The sequence below is a fragment of the Isoptericola variabilis genome, assembly GCF_050311655.1.
Lineage (GTDB): Bacteria > Actinomycetota > Actinomycetes > Actinomycetales > Cellulomonadaceae > Isoptericola > Isoptericola variabilis.
Genome location: NZ_JBNOZM010000002.1, coordinates 436,687 through 452,630 on the forward strand (window position 1 = coordinate 436,687; position 15,944 = coordinate 452,630).

Annotated in this window: 13 protein-coding genes and 1 pseudogene; 7 read left to right on the top strand and 7 right to left on the bottom strand. The window is 75.3% G+C overall.

Annotation, left to right across the window (positions count from 1 at the left end):
- From ACQP60_RS06455 to ACQP60_RS06465, 3 genes and pseudogenes are all read right to left on the bottom strand, one after another.
- Nucleotides 1-233: pseudogene (locus ACQP60_RS06455) on the bottom strand (hypothetical protein); the annotation flags it as partial.
- Between the two features lie 11 nt (nt 234-244).
- Nucleotides 245-2,239, bottom strand: a complete 1,995-nt coding sequence (thrS, locus tag ACQP60_RS06460; protein ID WP_429729980.1) for a threonine--tRNA ligase — start codon at nt 2,237-2,239, stop codon at nt 245-247.
- Between the two features lie 206 nt (nt 2,240-2,445).
- Nucleotides 2,446-2,649, bottom strand: a complete 204-nt coding sequence (locus ACQP60_RS06465) for a hypothetical protein (RefSeq protein ID WP_429729537.1) — start codon at nt 2,647-2,649, stop codon at nt 2,446-2,448.
- 247 nt (nt 2,650-2,896) lie between these two features.
- On the opposite strand from ACQP60_RS06465, the gene ACQP60_RS06470 reads away from it, so the two are divergent.
- The 3 genes from ACQP60_RS06470 to ACQP60_RS06480 all read left to right on the top strand — a co-directional run bounded on the left by ACQP60_RS06470 (nt 2,897) and on the right by ACQP60_RS06480 (nt 5,454).
- Nucleotides 2,897-3,394: an aromatic ring-opening dioxygenase LigA gene (locus ACQP60_RS06470; RefSeq protein WP_429729539.1), complete on the top strand. Its 498-nt coding sequence runs from the start codon at nt 2,897-2,899 to the stop codon at nt 3,392-3,394.
- A 118-nt stretch (nt 3,395-3,512) separates the two neighbouring features.
- Nucleotides 3,513-4,286, top strand: coding sequence for a uracil-DNA glycosylase (locus tag ACQP60_RS06475; RefSeq protein ID WP_429729542.1), 774 nt, complete (start codon nt 3,513-3,515; stop codon nt 4,284-4,286).
- A gap of 76 nt (nt 4,287-4,362) precedes the next feature.
- Nucleotides 4,363-5,454, top strand: a complete 1,092-nt coding sequence (locus ACQP60_RS06480) for a mycothiol transferase (protein WP_429729545.1) — start codon at nt 4,363-4,365, stop codon at nt 5,452-5,454.
- 19 nt (nt 5,455-5,473) lie between these two features.
- Here the strand turns inward: ACQP60_RS06480 and ACQP60_RS06485 are convergent, their stop codons facing one another.
- From ACQP60_RS06485 to ACQP60_RS06495, 3 genes are read right to left on the bottom strand one after another with little or no spacing between them, the layout of a single operon-like run.
- Nucleotides 5,474-6,796 carry a chloride channel protein gene (locus tag ACQP60_RS06485; RefSeq protein WP_429729548.1) on the bottom strand — a complete coding sequence of 441 codons (1,323 nt, stop codon included), beginning with the start codon at nt 6,794-6,796 and terminating at the stop codon, nt 5,474-5,476.
- Nucleotides 6,797-6,839: 43 nt separating this feature from the next.
- Complete coding sequence (locus tag ACQP60_RS06490; protein ID WP_429729551.1) at nt 6,840-7,205, bottom strand: SHOCT domain-containing protein; 366 nt, start codon at nt 7,203-7,205, stop codon at nt 6,840-6,842.
- 1 nt (nt 7,206) lies between these two features.
- Nucleotides 7,207-7,629, bottom strand: a complete 423-nt coding sequence (locus tag ACQP60_RS06495; protein WP_429729554.1) for a DUF6325 family protein — start codon at nt 7,627-7,629, stop codon at nt 7,207-7,209.
- A gap of 234 nt (nt 7,630-7,863) precedes the next feature.
- Here ACQP60_RS06495 and ACQP60_RS06500 point away from each other — a divergent pair, with 234 nt between their 5' ends.
- The gene (locus tag ACQP60_RS06500) at nt 7,864-8,577 is read left to right on the top strand and encodes a hypothetical protein (protein WP_429729557.1); all 714 of its coding nucleotides are present in this window, start codon (nt 7,864-7,866) and stop codon (nt 8,575-8,577) included.
- Nucleotides 8,578-8,582: 5 nt separating this feature from the next.
- On the opposite strand, the gene ACQP60_RS06505 is transcribed toward ACQP60_RS06500, so the two are convergent.
- A complete protein-coding gene (locus ACQP60_RS06505; protein ID WP_429729560.1) occupies nt 8,583-9,665 on the bottom strand; it encodes a LacI family DNA-binding transcriptional regulator in 1,083 nt (360 codons plus the stop codon).
- A 131-nt stretch (nt 9,666-9,796) separates the two neighbouring features.
- Between ACQP60_RS06505 and ACQP60_RS06510 the strand changes: the two genes are divergently transcribed.
- From ACQP60_RS06510 to ACQP60_RS06520, 3 genes are all read left to right on the top strand, one after another.
- Nucleotides 9,797-12,034: a DUF2264 domain-containing protein gene (locus tag ACQP60_RS06510; protein WP_429729563.1), complete on the top strand. Its 2,238-nt coding sequence runs from the start codon at nt 9,797-9,799 to the stop codon at nt 12,032-12,034.
- Nucleotides 12,031-13,053: a hydroxyacid dehydrogenase gene (locus ACQP60_RS06515; RefSeq protein WP_429729566.1), complete on the top strand. Its 1,023-nt coding sequence runs from the start codon at nt 12,031-12,033 to the stop codon at nt 13,051-13,053. Before ACQP60_RS06510 ends, ACQP60_RS06515 begins: the two co-directional genes overlap by 4 nt.
- Nucleotides 13,054-13,197: 144 nt before the next feature.
- Complete coding sequence (locus ACQP60_RS06520) at nt 13,198-15,927, top strand: exo-rhamnogalacturonan lyase family protein (RefSeq protein ID WP_429729568.1); 2,730 nt, start codon at nt 13,198-13,200, stop codon at nt 15,925-15,927.
- Nucleotides 15,928-15,944 lie beyond the last annotated feature (17 nt).

A 15,944-nucleotide genomic window follows, 5' to 3' on the forward strand; every position in this document is an offset into this window, starting at 1 on the left:
CCCCCCCCCCCCCCCCCCCCCCCCCCCCCCCCCGCCGGGATCCGGCAGAACGGGCACTGCGCCACCGAGCCGTCGGCGGGCTTGTCCTGCCCGCCGATGTAGACCATGCGGTGCGGCGTCCACAGGCGCTGCAGCCCGTCCTCGGGCGGGCCGAAGTCGGCCGCCGGGACGGTCGCCGGCACGTCGGCGCCGATCCCGTCGTGATCCTCGTGCTCCTGAGGGTGGCCGGTCATGCCCGCCCCGCTCAGACCTGGACGCGGTCGCGCACCGCGGCGACGATGCGCTCGATCGCGTCGGCGACGGGCACCCCGTTCTCCTGGCTGCCGTCACGGAAGCGGAACGACACGGCCCCGTCCTCGACGTCCTCGCCTCCGGCGATGAGCACGAAGGGCACCTTCTCCTTGGACGCGTTGCGGATCTTCTTGCCGAAGCGGTCGTCCGACAGGTCGACCTCCGCGCGGATGCCGCGGGCCGTGAGCTGGGCGACGACGTCCTTGAGGTAGCCGTCGAACGCCTCGGCCACGGGCACGGCGAGCACCTGGACGGGCGCGAGCCAGGCCGGGAACGCCCCCGCGTAGTGCTCGATGAGGACGCCCATGAACCGCTCGATCGACCCGAACTTGGCCGAGTGGATCATCACCGGCTGCTGCTTGGTGCCGTCCGCCGCGGTGTACTCCAGACCGAAGCCCTGGGGCTGGTTGAAGTCGTACTGCACCGTGCCCATCTGCCAGGTGCGGCCGATCGCGTCCTTGGCCTGGACGGAGATCTTGGGGCCGTAGAAGGCGGCGCCGCCCGGGTCGGCGACGAGCTCGAGGCCCGAGGCGACCGCGACCTCCTCGAGCACGGACGTGGCCTTGGCCCAGTCCTCGTCCGTACCGACGAACTTGTCCTTCTTCTTGTCGTCGCGCGTGGAGAGCTCGAGGTAGAAGTCGTCCAGGCCGAAGTCGCGCAGCACCGAGAGCATGAAGTCCAGCAGGTGCTTGACCTCGGCGGGGGCCTGCTCCGGGGTGACGTAGGAGTGGGAGTCGTCCTGGGTCAGGCCGCGCACGCGCGTGAGGCCCTGCACGACGCCCGACTTCTCGTACCGGTACACCGAGCCGAACTCGAAGAGGCGGATCGGCAGCTCGCGGTAGGAGCGGCCCCGGCTCGAGAAGATGAGGTTGTGCATCGGGCAGTTCATCGCCTTGAGGCGGTAGCGCCCGTGGTCGCCGACGTCCTCGAGGTCCAGCGGCGGGAACATCGTGTCGCCGTAGTACGGCAGGTGGCCCGACGTGTAGAAGAGCTCTTCCTTGGTGATGTGCGGGGTGCCGACGTAGGAGAAGCCCTCCTCGATGTGGCGCTGGCGGACGTAGTCCTCCATGACCCGCTTGATCACGCCGCCCTTCGGGTGGAAGAGCGGCAGGCCCGAGCCGACCTCGTCGTGGAAGGAGAACAGGTCCATCTCCGACCCGATGCGGCGGTGGTCGCGACGCTCGGCCTCGGCCAGGCGCTCGAGGTACGCCTTCAGCTCGTCCTTGCTGGGCCAGGCGGTGCCGTAGACGCGCTGCAGCATCGGGTTCTTCTCGCTGCCGCGCCAGTAGGCGGCGGCGTTGCGCATGAGCTGCACGCCGTTGCCGATGAGCTTCGTCGACGGAAGGTGCGGCCCGCGGCACAGGTCCTTCCAGACCACGGTCTCGCTCTCGCGCCCGGCACCGCGGACGTTGTCGTAGATCGTCAGCTCGCCGCCGCCGACCTCGACCGACGACCCGTCCTCGTCCGACGAGCCGCCCTTGAGCCCGATGAGCTCGAGCTTGTAGGGCTCGTCGGCCAGCTCGGCGCGCGCCTCGTCCTCCGTGACGACGCGGCGGCGGAAGGTCTGGCCCTCCTTGATGATGCGCGCCATCGCCTTGTCGAGCGCCTTGAGGTCTTCGGGGGTGAACGGCGTCGCGACGTCGAAGTCGTAGTAGAAGCCGTCGGTCACCGGCGGGCCGATGCCGAGCTTCGCGTCGGGGTTGACCTGCTGCACCGCCTGGGCCAGCACGTGCGCGGCGCTGTGACGCAGCACGGCGAGGCCGTCGGGCGAGCCGATCGTCACCGGCTCGACGACGGTGCCGGGTGCGAGCTCGCGCGAGAGGTCCAGCAGCTCGCCGCCGACGCGCATCACGACGACGTCCTTGCGGTCCGCGAAGAGGTCCGTGCCCGTCGTCGGCGTCTGCACCGTCACCGTGTCCTGGGTGGCGTCGTCGGGGTTCGGTGGCATCGGCGAGGCGACGTCGGACACGTGCTGCTCCTTGCGGGTCGTGGGCGCTGCGGACGGGCACGGGCAGCGCCTGGGCGGGACCGCCCGGGGTCGGGGACACCGGGCACGGTCGTGGGGCGCCACCATCGGTGACGCCCCACGATCGTACTCATCCGTGCGGCCCGGGCCCGCGCCACGCGCCGTCGCGCGGGGCGCAGGCCGACCGGTCAGGTGCCCGGCCGGGCGGCAGGACCGTCGTCGTTGCGCTTCTTGGCCTCCGCGGCCGCCTTGTCGACGTAGCCGTCGACGTTGTCCGGCGTCCGCTTCTTCACCTCGGCCGCCGCCTTGTCGATGTTCTCGTCGGTGGCGAGGTCCTTGAGCTTGTCCTTGGCCTTGTCGAACAGGCCGCCCAGACCCGAGCTCTCGCTCATGCTTCTCCCCCTTCGGCGCCGGCCGGCCCCGTGCCGCCCGGCCGTCGTCCAGATCACCACGGTCGTGGCGCCCGCGCGACCGGGACGGTCCCGCCGACCGCCGTCCGTCGCCCCGAGAATCTTTGTGAAGGACTTCACAAGAATCGTCGGTGCAGGTCAGGCGCTGTGGTCATACCATAGAGGCAGCGCCAGACCCGGCGCAGTCCAGACCGGCCGCACACCCTGCGACCCGGACCCGGAGGGGACCATGACCACCACCCGCACCACCCAGCGACCGGTTCGCATCGTCGGCCTCGTCGCGCTGATCGCCGGCATCCTGATGATCGGTGCCGGAGCCGCCACGTGGGCCACCGTGAGCACGCAGCTCGCCGCCCAGGACATCACCGTCTCCGAGGACGCCGCGTTCCTCGGCGGAGCCACGGTGGACGGTCCGCTCACCGCGTACGCCCAGGCGCAGGTCATCGACAAGCACGCGCTCGAGGCCACCGGCGGCCAGACCTACGCCCAGCTCGAGCAGGACGACCCGCTGCGCGCCACCGCGATGAACGCCTCCTTCCTGCGGGCGTCGCTGTTCACCTCGGTCGTCGCCTACGGGGTGAGCGCCCTGGTGATGGGCCTCGGCGTCCTCGTCGGCCTTATGGGCTGGTCGCTGCGCCGCCTCGCCGCGGAGCCCGCCGTCGCGACGGCGACCGTGCCCGCCGCCACGGCCACCCCGGCCCGCGGCCGGCTCAACCCGGCGGTCTGACCCCCGCCGCGTCGCCCCGGCGCCACCCGCACGGCCCGCCCTCCCCGACCCGGGGACGGCGGGCCGCCGCGCGTCCCGGGGGTGCGCGCCGTCCGCCGTCGTGCGCCACGATGGTCCGGTGCCCGCCGTCCCGCCGCCCGACTCCCCCGACTACCCGACCGCCGCGCGCACCGCGCCGACGCTGACGGCGCTCGACGCGCACCTCGTGGAGTGCCGCGCCTGCCCGCGCCTCGTCGCCTGGCGCGAGGACGTCGCCCGCGAGCGTCGGGCGGCCTTCCGCGACGAGCACTACTGGGGGCGCCCCGTCCCCGGCTTCGGGGACCCGGCCGCGCGCGTCGTCGTGGTGGGCCTCGCGCCCGCGGCGCACGGGGCCAACCGCACGGGCCGCATGTTCACCGGCGACCGCAGCGGCGACTTCCTCTTCGCCGCCATGCACCGCACCGGGTTCGCCAACCAGGCCACGTCGGTCGCCGCGGACGACGGACTGGAGCTGCGCGACATCCGCGTCACCGCCCCCGTCCGCTGCGCGCCGCCGGCGAACAAGCCCACCCCCTCCGAGCGGCAGCGCTGCGCGCCCTACCTGGCGCGGGAGCTCGAGCTCGTGGGCTCCGGCGTCCGCGTCGCGATCGCGCTCGGCGGCATCGGCTGGCAGGCGCTGCTCACCACGCTCGCGGAGCAGGGCTGGGACGTGCCGCGGCCGCGGCCGCGGTTCGCCCACGGCGCCGAGGTGACGCTCGCGCGCCGGTCCGACGACGGCGCGCCGGACGACGGAGCCGCCCTCACCGTGCTGGGCTGCTTCCACGTCTCCCAGCAGAACACGTTCACCGGCCGACTCACGCCGGCCATGCTCGACGCCGTGCTGCGCCGCGCCCGCGAGCTCGCGGGCGCCTGACCTCGAAGGACCCCGCGGGACCGGGGCGAGCCGAAAGGACGCGACCGCACGGCCGTCGTCCCGCTAGGGTCCGCGGGTGATCACCATCCTCACCGGCCCCCCGGGCGCCGGGAAGACGACCGTTGCGGCGCTCCTGACCGCCGACGCCGCGCGGCCCACCGTGAACCTCACGACGGACACGTTCTACCGGTCGATCGTCTCCGGGTTCGTGCCGCCGTACCTCACCGGGTCGCAGCGGCAGAACGAGGTGGTCGCCGAGGCGGTCGTCGCCGCGACGAGCGCCTACGCCCGCGGCGGCTACGACGTCGTGCTCGACGGCGTCGTCGGCCCGTGGTTCCTGGCCCCGTTCCGCGCGGCGGCCGTCCGTGAGGGCTGGGACCTCGCGTACGTCGTCCTGCGCCCCGACCTCGACGCCACGCTCGCACGGGCCACCGGCCGCGCCGACGCCGAGCTGCGCGACCCGGCCGCCGTGCGCAGCATGCACGCCGCGTTCGCCGACCTCGGCGACCTCGAGCCGCACGCCCGCGACACGAGCCACGAGGAGCCCTCGGCCACGGCCGCGGCGGTGCGCGCGGCCCTGGACGACGGTGCGTACCGGCTCGCGGCGCCGGAGCCCCCCGCGACCCCCGACGACCGCGTCGACCCGCCGCTGCGCGCGGACGAGGTCACCACGCTGCGGGCGTTCCTCGACTACCACCGCGACACGCTGCGCCGGAAGACCGCCGGGCTCGACGCCGACCAGCTGCGCACCACGCTCCCGCCCAGCACGATGACGCTCGGCGGCCTCCTCAAGCACCTGGCGTTCGTGGAGTCGAACTGGTTCCTCCAGGTGTTCGACGGCGGCGCCGCGATGCCGCCGTTCGACGCGGCGGACTGGGACGCCGACCCGGACTGGGAGTGGCACAGCGCCGCGCACGACGCCCCCGACGAGCTGCGCTCGCTGTTCGACGCGGCCGTGGCGGCGGCCGACCGGTCGATCGACGCGGCGCTCGCCGCCCCCGCGCCGGGCTCGGGGCTCGACGGCACGTCGGCCCGCGAGTCGAGGCGGCCGGGCGAGGGCGCGTTCAGCCTGCGCTGGATCCTCGTGCACATGATCGAGGAGTACGCCCGGCACAACGGCCACGCCGACCTGCTGCGCGAGGCGTTGGACGGCGCGACCGGGGAGTGACGCCGCGCGGCGCGGCGGGTCAGGTGGCCGCCGCGCGCGCCCGGTCCCTGGCCTCGCGGCGCGGCCGCAGCAGGAACTGCTCGGTCGTGTAGCCCACGACGACGGCGACGATCACGACGGGGGCCATCGCCGGCGCGCCCGCCCCCAGCAGCATGACCACCAGCACCGTCGAGGAGACGGGGAACGGCAGCGTCGCAGCGGTGGCCGCGCCCATGCCGGCCGCCAGGGCCGGCACCGCCCCGTACCCCGGCAGGTCGGCGGCGAGGACGCCGGCGGCGGCACCGAGCAGGACGGCGGGGAAGATCGGGCCGCCGCGCAGGGTGCCGAGGGACACCGCGTAGGCGACGCCCTTGAGCACGAGGAGGGCGACCAGCGCGCCCGCTCCCCACGCCGCGGGGTCGGCCGCGAGCGTCGGGAGCAGCGCCTGCCCGGACAGCGCGACCTCCTCGGGCGAGCGACCGGTGGACAGCGCGTAGGCCGCGGCGCAGACGGCGACCACGAGCGCCCCGACGACCGCCGCGGTGAACGGGCGGGACGCCGCCCGCCGCGCGACCCCCTCGCCCAGGCGGTGCACGAGGCGGACCAGGACGGCGACGACCACCGCCACCGGGAGGGTCCACAGCACGTCGCCGACGTCGGGCCGGGCGGGGGCGTCGACGTCGGGCAGCGCCAGCGACGCGATCTCGAGGCCCGTCCACGTGCCCATGCCGGTGAACACGAGGGCGCCGACGCCGGACGCCGCGAGGCTGGGCAGCACGACGGCCGCGAGGCGTGCGCCGGCCAGCCCGGTCAGCGCCGACGCCTCGACGACGAACACCGCCCCGACGACGGGGCTGCCGAAGATGGCCGAGAGCGCCGCGGCGGAACCCGCCACCGCGAGGACCTGCCGCGCCGGGTCCCCGAGCCGGTCGTCCCACGGCCGCACCAGGAGCAGGGCGAGCGCGGCGCCGATCGCCAGCAGCGGCGCCTCGGGGCCGAGCGCGACGCCGAGCGGGAGGCCGGCGAGGGCCGCCAGGAGCACCCCGGGCACGTACGACGCGGGCACCGTGCCGAGGCTCAGCCCGTCGACGGGCACGTGCCCGCCGTGCCCCGGCAGCGACCGCACCGCGACCCCGACCGCGACGCCGGCGACGGCCAGCCACGGCAGCGGCCACCACCAGGGCGGGCCGTCGAAGCCCCACGCCTCCGGGAGCGTCTCCCACACCAGGTGGGTCAGCTCGTGCAGGACGGCGAGGAACAGGAACGCCGCCACCGACACCGGGATGCCGAGCAGCGCGCAGACACCGAGGAACCGCGCCCACGGGCGTCGCGTGGTCGGGTCCTCGGTGTCGACGGCGGTCACTGCTGCTCCTGCGGGTGCGTGGGTCGCGGACGACGGTGCTCGGTCAACCGAGCAGCTTGGCCTTGGCGGCGGCGAACTCGGCGTCGGACAGCACGCCCGCCGCCTTGAGGTCCCCGAGCTGCTTGAGCTTCTCGATGAGGTCGTCCCCGGCGGGCGCGGCCGGTGCGACCTGCGCCTGCTGCTGGGCCTGCAGCTGCGCCTGCTGCTGCGCGTAGGCCTGCTGCTGCGCGTAGGCCTGCTCCTGCGCCTGCTGCGCCTGGTACTGCTGGGCCTCGTACTGCTGCTGCTCGCGCGAGGCGGCACGGCGGTTCATCGCCCTGCTGGTCGCGTTCGCCGTCCCGGTGATCACCGCCGTGCGGGCCATCGTGCCGATCAGCCCGGGCCGGCCCATCCGTCGCAGAGGGGGCATGTCAGTTCTCCTTCTCGATCTCTTCGGTGAGGGCGTCGATCGCCTCGGCCGGCACGCGCGTCCAGTCGAGCACCTGCCCGCCCGCGCCGCGCACGGCCGCGCCGAGGCCGCGGGCCCACGTGTGCTCGAACACGAGCATCCCCACCGCGGAGCCCGGCGCCAGGTCGTCGGCGATGTCGTCGACGTCGTCGGCGGCGAGCAGGCCGGCGGGCTCCCCCACGATGCGCGCCAGCTCCTCGGCGCCGCTGTCGCTCGCCTCGAGCCACTCGACCGAGCCGTCGTCGCCCTTGCGCACGACCAGCGCGTCGAGCACGTCGATCGTGCCGGCGTCGACGAGACGCCCCAGCTCCGCGATGATCTCGCCCTTGAAGTCGCTCCGGGGGAACTCGATGAGCACGAGCTCCACGGGTCCTGTGGGTCGCATGTCCTGCCTCTCGGTCGGCCTGTCGGACGGGGTGTGGGCGCCGCGGACGTCGTGTCCCGTGCCCGTCCTGCGGACACTGTGGCACCGCTGCGGACGGTCCGCATGCCGGGCGGCGCAAGTCACCCCGTCCCCACGCGGTCCCGCTTCCGGGGGCGAAGCCGCAGGTCATCCGCCACGATGAGCCGGACCGCGGCGACGACCGGGTGCGCCGCGCGGGGGACGGAGGGCGCGACCATGACGCAGCGTGACGAGGCCGACCGGAGCACGGGCGCCGGGTCCACGGTGAGCCGGCGCGTCGAGCTCGCCGCGACGGTGCTGCTCGCCCTGGCGACCGTGGTCACGGCGTGGTCGGCGTTCCAGGCCACGAAGTGGTCGGGCGTGCAGGCCAACAGCTACGCCGCCGCCGGGGCCGCCCGGGCCGAGTCCACGCGCGCGTCCACCGAGGCGGGGCAGCTCACGGTGATGGACGTGACGGCGTTCGCGTCCTGGATCGACGCCGTGGCCGCCGAGACCCGGGTGGGCAAGGACTCGGGGCTGGGCGACGACGGGTCGTACGAGCCGGTGGACGGCACGGAGTCCGAGTTCCTGTACACGCGGTTCCGGCCCGAGATGGTGCCCGCGTTCGACGCGTGGCTCGCCACGGACCCGCTGCACGTCGACGACGCGCCGCGCACGCCGTTCCTCATGCCCGAGTACCGGCTCGAGGCGCAGGCGCGCGCCGACGCCGAGCTGGACCGGGCCGAGGACCTGTCGGCGACGGCCCGCCGCGCCAACCAGAACGGCGACAACTACGTGCTCACGTCGATCCTGTTCGCGTCGGTCGCGCTGTTCGCCGCCCTCAGCACCAAGCTGGCCCACCGCGCGGCCCGCCGAGGGCTGCTCGGCGTCGCCGCGGTTCTGTTCGTGGTGTCCACGGTGGTCGTGCTGACGTTCCCCAAGGAGCTGTAGCGCGGTCACGCCGTGCGCGCGCCGCACGACCCCCGCACGGTGAGGCGCGGCAGCAGCGCGACGTGCCGGGGCGAGCCCTGCGCGCCGGGCACCTCGCCGCCCTCGTCCCCCACGATCCGCCCGACGAGCACGCGCAGCGCCTCCCGGCCCAGCTCGCGGCGCGGCGGGGTGACGGTGGTGAGCGGCACGACGGCGAGCTCCGCGTTCTCGTCGTCGTACGCCACGACGGCGAAGTCCTCGGGCACGCGCAGCCCGCGGTCCAGGGCCGCCTCCACCAGCCGGGCGGCGTGGTCGTCGGTGTGCACGAGGACCGCGCGGGTCCCGGTCTCGCGGCACCGGTCGAGGAGGGCGGCCAGCTCGCGCTCGAGCCCGGCCGGGTCGCCCTCGCCCTTGGGCAGGGACACGTCCGGTCCCGGCTCGACGCCCAGGCGGGCGACCGCGGTCGCGAAGCCCTCGCGCACGTGCGGGGCGGTCGGGGTCCGGTCGTAGACCGCCAGGCCGACGCGGCGGTGCCCGAGCCTGGCGAGGTGCTCCACGGCGAGCACGGCACCGTGGGCGTGGTCGGAGCGCACCTGGTCGAGCTCGCTCAGGGCGGTGAGCCCGTCGACGCGCCGCTCCACGACGACCACCGGCACGGGCACCGAACGGAGCCACGCGGCGAGCTCCTCGGGCGACCGGTCCCGGGTGGTGGGGGCCACCACGATCCCCTGCACGCCCAGCCCCACGAGCCGGTCCACCTGGGCGGCCTCCACCTCGGGTCGGTAGTGCGAGACGCCGAGCACGAGGCGGACGTGCAGGCTCGGGGCCAGCGCCTCCATGCCGCGCACGAGCGGCGGGAAGTGCACCGTGGAGCTCGGCACGACGACGCCCACGAGCACGCGCGCGGCCTGCGGCTCGCGCGCCGAGCGCAGCGCCACGGCGCCGCCGTGCACGCGCGCCAGGCGCCCGGCGCGGTCCAGCTCCACGATGTCGCGGCGGATCGTCACCTCGGCCACGCCGAGCGCCGCGGCCGCCTCGGCCGAGCGCACGCTCCCCCGCAGCTCCACCTCGCGCAGCAGGTACTCGTGCCGGGCCGTGGGCAGGTGCATGGCGGCTCTCCGTCGTCGTCGCGCGGGTCGGTCGGGCAGCAAGGTAGCGGACGATCCGCGCCGAGTGTCCGGGGATGATCGAAAATGATCAGGCCTTCCGCGGGCGGTCGCGCCTGGGCGAGGATGCCGAGGTGACACCCGCTGCGACGCCGCCCCGCACCTCCAGCACGACGGACGCCACGGGAAGCCCCGGTGTCGCGACGTCCGACCCCCGCCTCGCCCCCGCGCGCCGCTGGACCCGCGAGCGGTGGCTCGCGACCGCCGATCGCCTGCTCGACGCGGTGCGTCCCTACTCCTCGCCGGGCGGCGCGCTGATCACGCTGCCCGGGCCGGTCAGCGGGTCGGGCACCTGGAGCGACGGGCTCGAGGGGTACGCGCGGACGTTCCTGCTCGCGGCGTTCCGCCTGCGCGGCGAGGACGGTCGTGACCCGCGTGGCCTGCTCCAGCGGTACGCCGACGGGCTGCGGCACGGCACCGACCCCGCGGGCGCCGAGCGCTGGCCCCGGGTCGACGAGCGCCGGCAGGCCGTGGTGGAGGCCGCGTCCGTGGCGATCGGGCTGTCCGAGACGCGACCCTGGCTGTGGGACCGGCTCGACGAGACCACCCGGCAGCGCACGGTCGACTGGCTCGCCGGCGTGGTCGGCACCCGCGGGTACACCAACAACTGGCTGTGGTTCCAGAACGTCATCGAGGCGTTCCTGGCGAGCGTGGGCGGCCCGTGGGAGCAGGCCGACCTGGACCACAACGCCGAGACCGCCGAGTCCCTGTACGTAGGCGACGGGTGGTACTCCGACGGCCGCGGCCGCGGTGGCCGCCGGCAGAACTTCGACCACTACGCCGGGTGGGCGTGGCACGTCTACCCGCTGCTGCACGCCCGGATCCAGGGCCGCCCCCTCGACGCCCTGCACGCCGACCGCCTGCGCGCCTACCTCGACCAGGCCCGGCACCTGGTGGGCTCGCGCGGGGCCCCGATGCTGCAGGGGCGCTCGGTGACCTACCGGCACGCCGTGCTCGCACCGTTCTGGGCGGGCGCGATCGCGGACGCGACGCCGCTGTCCCCCGGGGCCACCCGCGCGCTGGCCGCCGCGGTGGCCGAGCACTTCGACGCCGCGGGCGCCGTCGACGACCGCGGGCTGCTGCCGGTCGGCTGGCACCGCCGGTACGACCGCGTGCGCCAGCTCTACACCGGCGGCTCGTCGCCGTACTGGGCGAGCAAGGGCTTCCTCGGCCTGCTGCTCGGCGCCGACCACCCCGTCTGGACGGCGACGCCGGAGCTCCCCGAGGCCTGGCAGGAGGCGCACGCCGTGGCGCTCCGGGCGCCCGGCTGGCTGGTGAGCGCGACGCCCGCCGACGGCGTCGTGCGACTGCTCAACCACGGGTCCGACCGGGCGATTGAGCACGCGCTGACCCCCCGCGCGGACGACCCGTTCTACCGGCGCCTCGCCTACTCCGGGACGACGTCGCCGCAGCTCGGGGCGGGAGACGTCGCCGCCCCGCTCGACTCGCACACCGCGCTCCTCGACGCGCGCGGCGTGCCGTCCCACCGCGACGCCGTCGAGCGCGTGCACCTGGACGACGCCGTCGCGGTGTCCCGGTCCCGCGTCTGCTGGCTCGACGTCCCCGGTGGCGCGCCGGACGACGAGGACCCGGCCGGTGCGCGACCTGCCGTCGCACCGGGCGACGACGCCGGGTGGGCCGGCCTGCGGCTCGGTCCGGTGCTCACGACCGCGTCGGTGGTGCGCGGCCCGGACGAGGTACGCCTGGCGTGGTGGGCGCCCGCCGCGACGGCGGTCCCTGGCCGGGCGCCGGCGCCGGGCACCACGGCCGAGGACCTGGACCGGGACACCGCGTGGCCCGCGGACGCCGGACCCTGGCGGCTGCACGTGGGGGGGTGGCCGCTCGCCGCGGCGAAGGACGGCGCGCTGCACGTCGAGCGCAGCGCCGACCGCGACGGAAGCCTGGTCCGGGTCGTGCGCGACGACGGCACGTCCTCGCACCTGCGCGCACTGCGCGTGGAGGTCCGGGACGTCGACGCCCCGGGCACCGATTCCCCGCCGGGCACCCCGCTGGACACCGTCGGGGCCGTGCGCCGGAACGGGTCGGACCCGTTCGGCGCGACGTCGGCCGTCCCCTGGCTGCGCACGTCGGCGCCGGTCGCCGCGGGCGAGGTGGTCGCCGCGCTCGTCGTCCTGACGGGCGAGGACGGCGCTCGGCGCCGACCGGTGCCGACGGTGCGGGTGCGGCGCGGCACCGACGGCGGCCCGCCCGCCGCCGTGGAGGTGTGGTGGCCGGACGGCCGCGTCGACCCCGTCCCGACGGGACAGACGGGTCCTACGGGCCAGACGAGCATGCACGAGGCGGCGTCGTGACGCGGCTGCGCGCCGCGTTCGCCGTGCGCCACGCCGACCTCGTGCCGGAGCTCTTCGACGCCGCCGCCGTGACTCGGCTGCGCGCGGTGGCCGATGTGGCCGAGGGCGTGCTCACCCCGGACGTGCTCGCCCGCCAGACCCCCCGGGAGGCGGCCGGCGAGGTCCTCGGCGACGTGGACGTGCTCCTCACCGGCTGGGGCGCGCCACGGCTCGACGACGCGCTGCTGCGGCGCGCGCCGCGGCTGCGCGCCGTCGTCCACGCGGCCGGGTCCGTGAAGCCGCTGGTCTCCCCCGAGCTCTGGGCGCGCGGCGTGCGCGTGTCCAGCGCGGCGGCCGCGAACGCGCGTCCCGTGGCCGAGTACACCCTCGCGACGGTGCTGCTGGCGGGCAAGCGGGTGCTCGAGGCCGCCGACGCCTTCGCGGCCCACCGCCGCTTCGACGGGTGGTCCCTGCCCGACCCGTTGGGCAACCACGGCCTGACGGTCGGCGTCGTCGGGGCGTCGCGGATCGGCCGCCAGGTGATGCGCCTGCTGGCCCCGTTCGACGTCGACGTGCTGCTGCACGACCCGTGGGTCGACGCCCACGGGGCGCGGGCCCTCGGCGCCACGGCCGCGTCGCTCGACGACCTCGCGCGGGCGAGCGACGTGGTCACCGTGCACGCCCCCGACCTGCCGGCGACGTACCGGATGATCGGCGCGCGCCAGCTCGCGCTCATGCCCGACGCGGCGACCCTGGTGAACACCGCCCGGGGCCGGCTCGTCGACACCCCGGCCCTGACGCGGGAGGTGGTGTCGGGGCGACTCCGGGCCGTGCTCGACGTCACCGACCCCGAGCCGCTGCCCGCCGACCATCCCCTGTGGGACGCTCCCGGGGCGCTGCTCACGCCGCACGTGGCCGGCTCGCTGGGCAACGAGCTGCGCCGGCTCGGCGACCTCGCGGTGGGCGAGGTGGAGCGTCTCGCCGCCGGCGCCCCGCTGGGGCACGAGGTGCTCCCCGAGCAGCTCGGCACCACCGCCTGACCGAGGGGCCCGGCCGGGACGTCGTCACCAGCCCGCCCTCGGGTCCGGTTTTGCACGTTTCACGATCGGTTGCTCGTTCTCCTCGCACGATGGGCACGTCCGCCGACGGACAACGCACCCACCGTCACGAAGGAGTGACCCACCGTGGTCGACGTCAGCCGCCGTACCGTCCTCACCTCCGCCCTCGCCGCCGGCGCGGTCGCCGCGCTCAGCGCGCGCACCGCGAGCGCCGCGCCGGCCACGGCCGCCGCCCCGCTCGCCCTCACCGGGCACGACCCGGTCGACGTGCGCTGGCTGGAGGGCGGCTCCCCCGCCGCGCTCGCCGGCGGCGCCACCTGGGGCGTCCCCTGGCCGCGGGGCGCGCTGGCTGGCGACCAGACCTTCGCCCTGTCCACCGCGGCGGGCGAGGCCGTCCCGGTGCAGACGTGGCCCACCGCCTGGTGGCCCGACGGGTCGCTGAAGTGGACCGCGCACGCCGTGAGCGAGTCCGCGCCGCGGGCGGAGTCCTACCGCCTCGCGCCGGGCACCCCCGCGACGGGCGCGCACGCGATCACGGTGCAGGAGAACCCGGGCAGGGTCGTCGTGGACACCGGCGTGGTGCAGGTCGAGTTCGGCCGCCAGGGCGACAAGGTCGTCCGGGCGATCCGCCGCGACGGCACGGTGATCGCGACGGACGGACGGCTCGTCGTGCAGCGGCAGGACGCCCCGGACACCGACCGCGGCGCGAAGCTCGGGTTCGAGGAGTTCGCAGGGACGGTCGAGAAGGTCACCGTCGAGCAGTCGGGCCCGGTGCGCGCGGTGGTCAAGGTCGAGGGGAGGCACCGCAAAGGACGCCGGGAGTGGCTGCCGTTCGTGCTGCGGTTCGCGCTGTTCGCCGGCTCGGACGGGATCCGGCTGGTGCACACGTTCTTCTTCGACGGCGACGAGGAGAAGGACTTCGTCACCGGCCTCGGGGTGCGGTTCACGGTCCCCATGCGCGGCGAGCTCTACGACCGGCACGTCCGCTTCGCCGGGCCCGACGGGGGCGTTCTCGCCGAGGCCGTGCGCGGCGTCACCGGGATGCGTCGCGACCCGGGCGAGGCGGTGCGCACCGCCCAGGTCGAGGGCCGAGCCCTGCCCGACCCCGCCACCTGGGACCAGCGCGTCACGACCCGCCTGAAGTGGATCCCGGCCTGGGGCGACCACAGCCTCTCGCAGCTCACCGCGCACGGCTTCGAGATCCGCAAGCGCACCGGCGCCGGCCACTCGTGGGTCCGGTCGGACGCCGGTACCCGCGCGCCCGGCCTCGGGTACGTCGGGACGCCCTCGGGCGGGCTCGCCTTCGGCATGCGTGACTTCTGGCAGCTGCACCCGACAGAGCTGGAGATCACCGGCGCCGCGACGGACGAGGCGGACGCCACGGTGTGGATGTGGTCGCCGCGGGCGGAGGCGATGGACCTGCGCTTCTATCACGACGGCATGGGGCAGGACACCTACCCCGAGCAGCTCGACGCGCTCGAGATCACCTACGAGGACTACGAGCCGGGGTTCGGCACCCCGTACGGCGTCGCGCGCACCACCGAGCTGGTCTTCTGGGCCCTGTCCGCGACGCCCACCGCCGCGCGGTTCGCCGAGCTCGCCGACGCGACCGCCACCCCACCGCTGCCGGCGAGCAGCCCGGCCCACAATCACTCGGCCGGGGTGTTCGGGTCGTGGTCCCCGGTCGACCGGTCCACGGCGGCACGGTCGACGATCGAGGACCGCCTCGACGCGATCCACCGCTACCACCAGGAGCAGGTGGACCAACGCTCCTGGTACGGCTTCTGGGACTACGGCGACGTCATGCACTCCTACGACGGCGACCGGCACCAGTGGCGCTACGACGTCGGCGGCTACGCGTGGGACAACTCGGAGCTGTCGACGGACCTGTGGCTCTGGTACCACTACCTGCGCACCGGCGACGCCGCCGCGTTCCGGTTCGCCGAGGCGATGAGCCGGCACACCGGCGAGGTGGACCAGTACCACCTGGGCGAGTGGAAGGGGCTGGGCACCCGGCACGGCGTGCAGCACTGGGGCGACAGCGCCAAGCAGGTGCGGATCAGCAACGCCAACTACCGCCGCTTCGCCTACTTCCTCACGGGCGACGAGCGCTCGGGCGACCTGCTGCGCGAGCTGGTCGACTCCGATCGGACCTACCTGGTCCTCAACGCGGGCCGCAAGGTGGACGGCTCCACGGGCGAGTACGACCCGGACCCGACGGCGCTCCCGCTGAGCAAGACCACCGACTGGGGCGCCATCGCCGGCGCCTGGCTCACCGAGTGGGAGCGCGGCGGCGACCCGAGGGCGAAGGAGCGCCTGCTGGCGAGCGCCCGGTCGATCGCGGCGCTGCCTAACGCGTGGGTGCAGGCCGGCTCCACCTACGACCTGGAGACGGCCACGTTCAGCTCCGGTCCCGAGAAGGCGGTGGAGGTCGGCAGCCTCAGCTCCGTGTTCGGCCTGATCGAGGTCATGACGGAGCTGCTCGACCTCGTCGACGAGCCGGAGGTCGAGGCCCGCTGGGTGGAGTTCTGCCGCCTCTACAACGGCACCAAGGCCGAGCAGAAGGAGGCGACGGGATCGGACTGGGGCAGCCTCAACCTCAAGCAGTCGTATGCGCGCGCCACCGCGTACGCCGCCGTCCGGCTGGACGACGACGCGCTCGCCGCGCGCGCCTGGAAAGAGCTGGCGACCGGGCACGCGGGCTACCCGGACGACATGGACTGGGGCACGCACCGCGTGGAGCCGCCCGCGGTGCTGCGGGCGGTCGACGAGGCCGACTTCTCGTCCAACGCGTCCGCGCAGTACGGCCTCGCCGCGATCCAGTGCCTGGCCCTCGTCGGGGAGAAGCTGTCGTGAGCGCGGCGCGTCGCCGC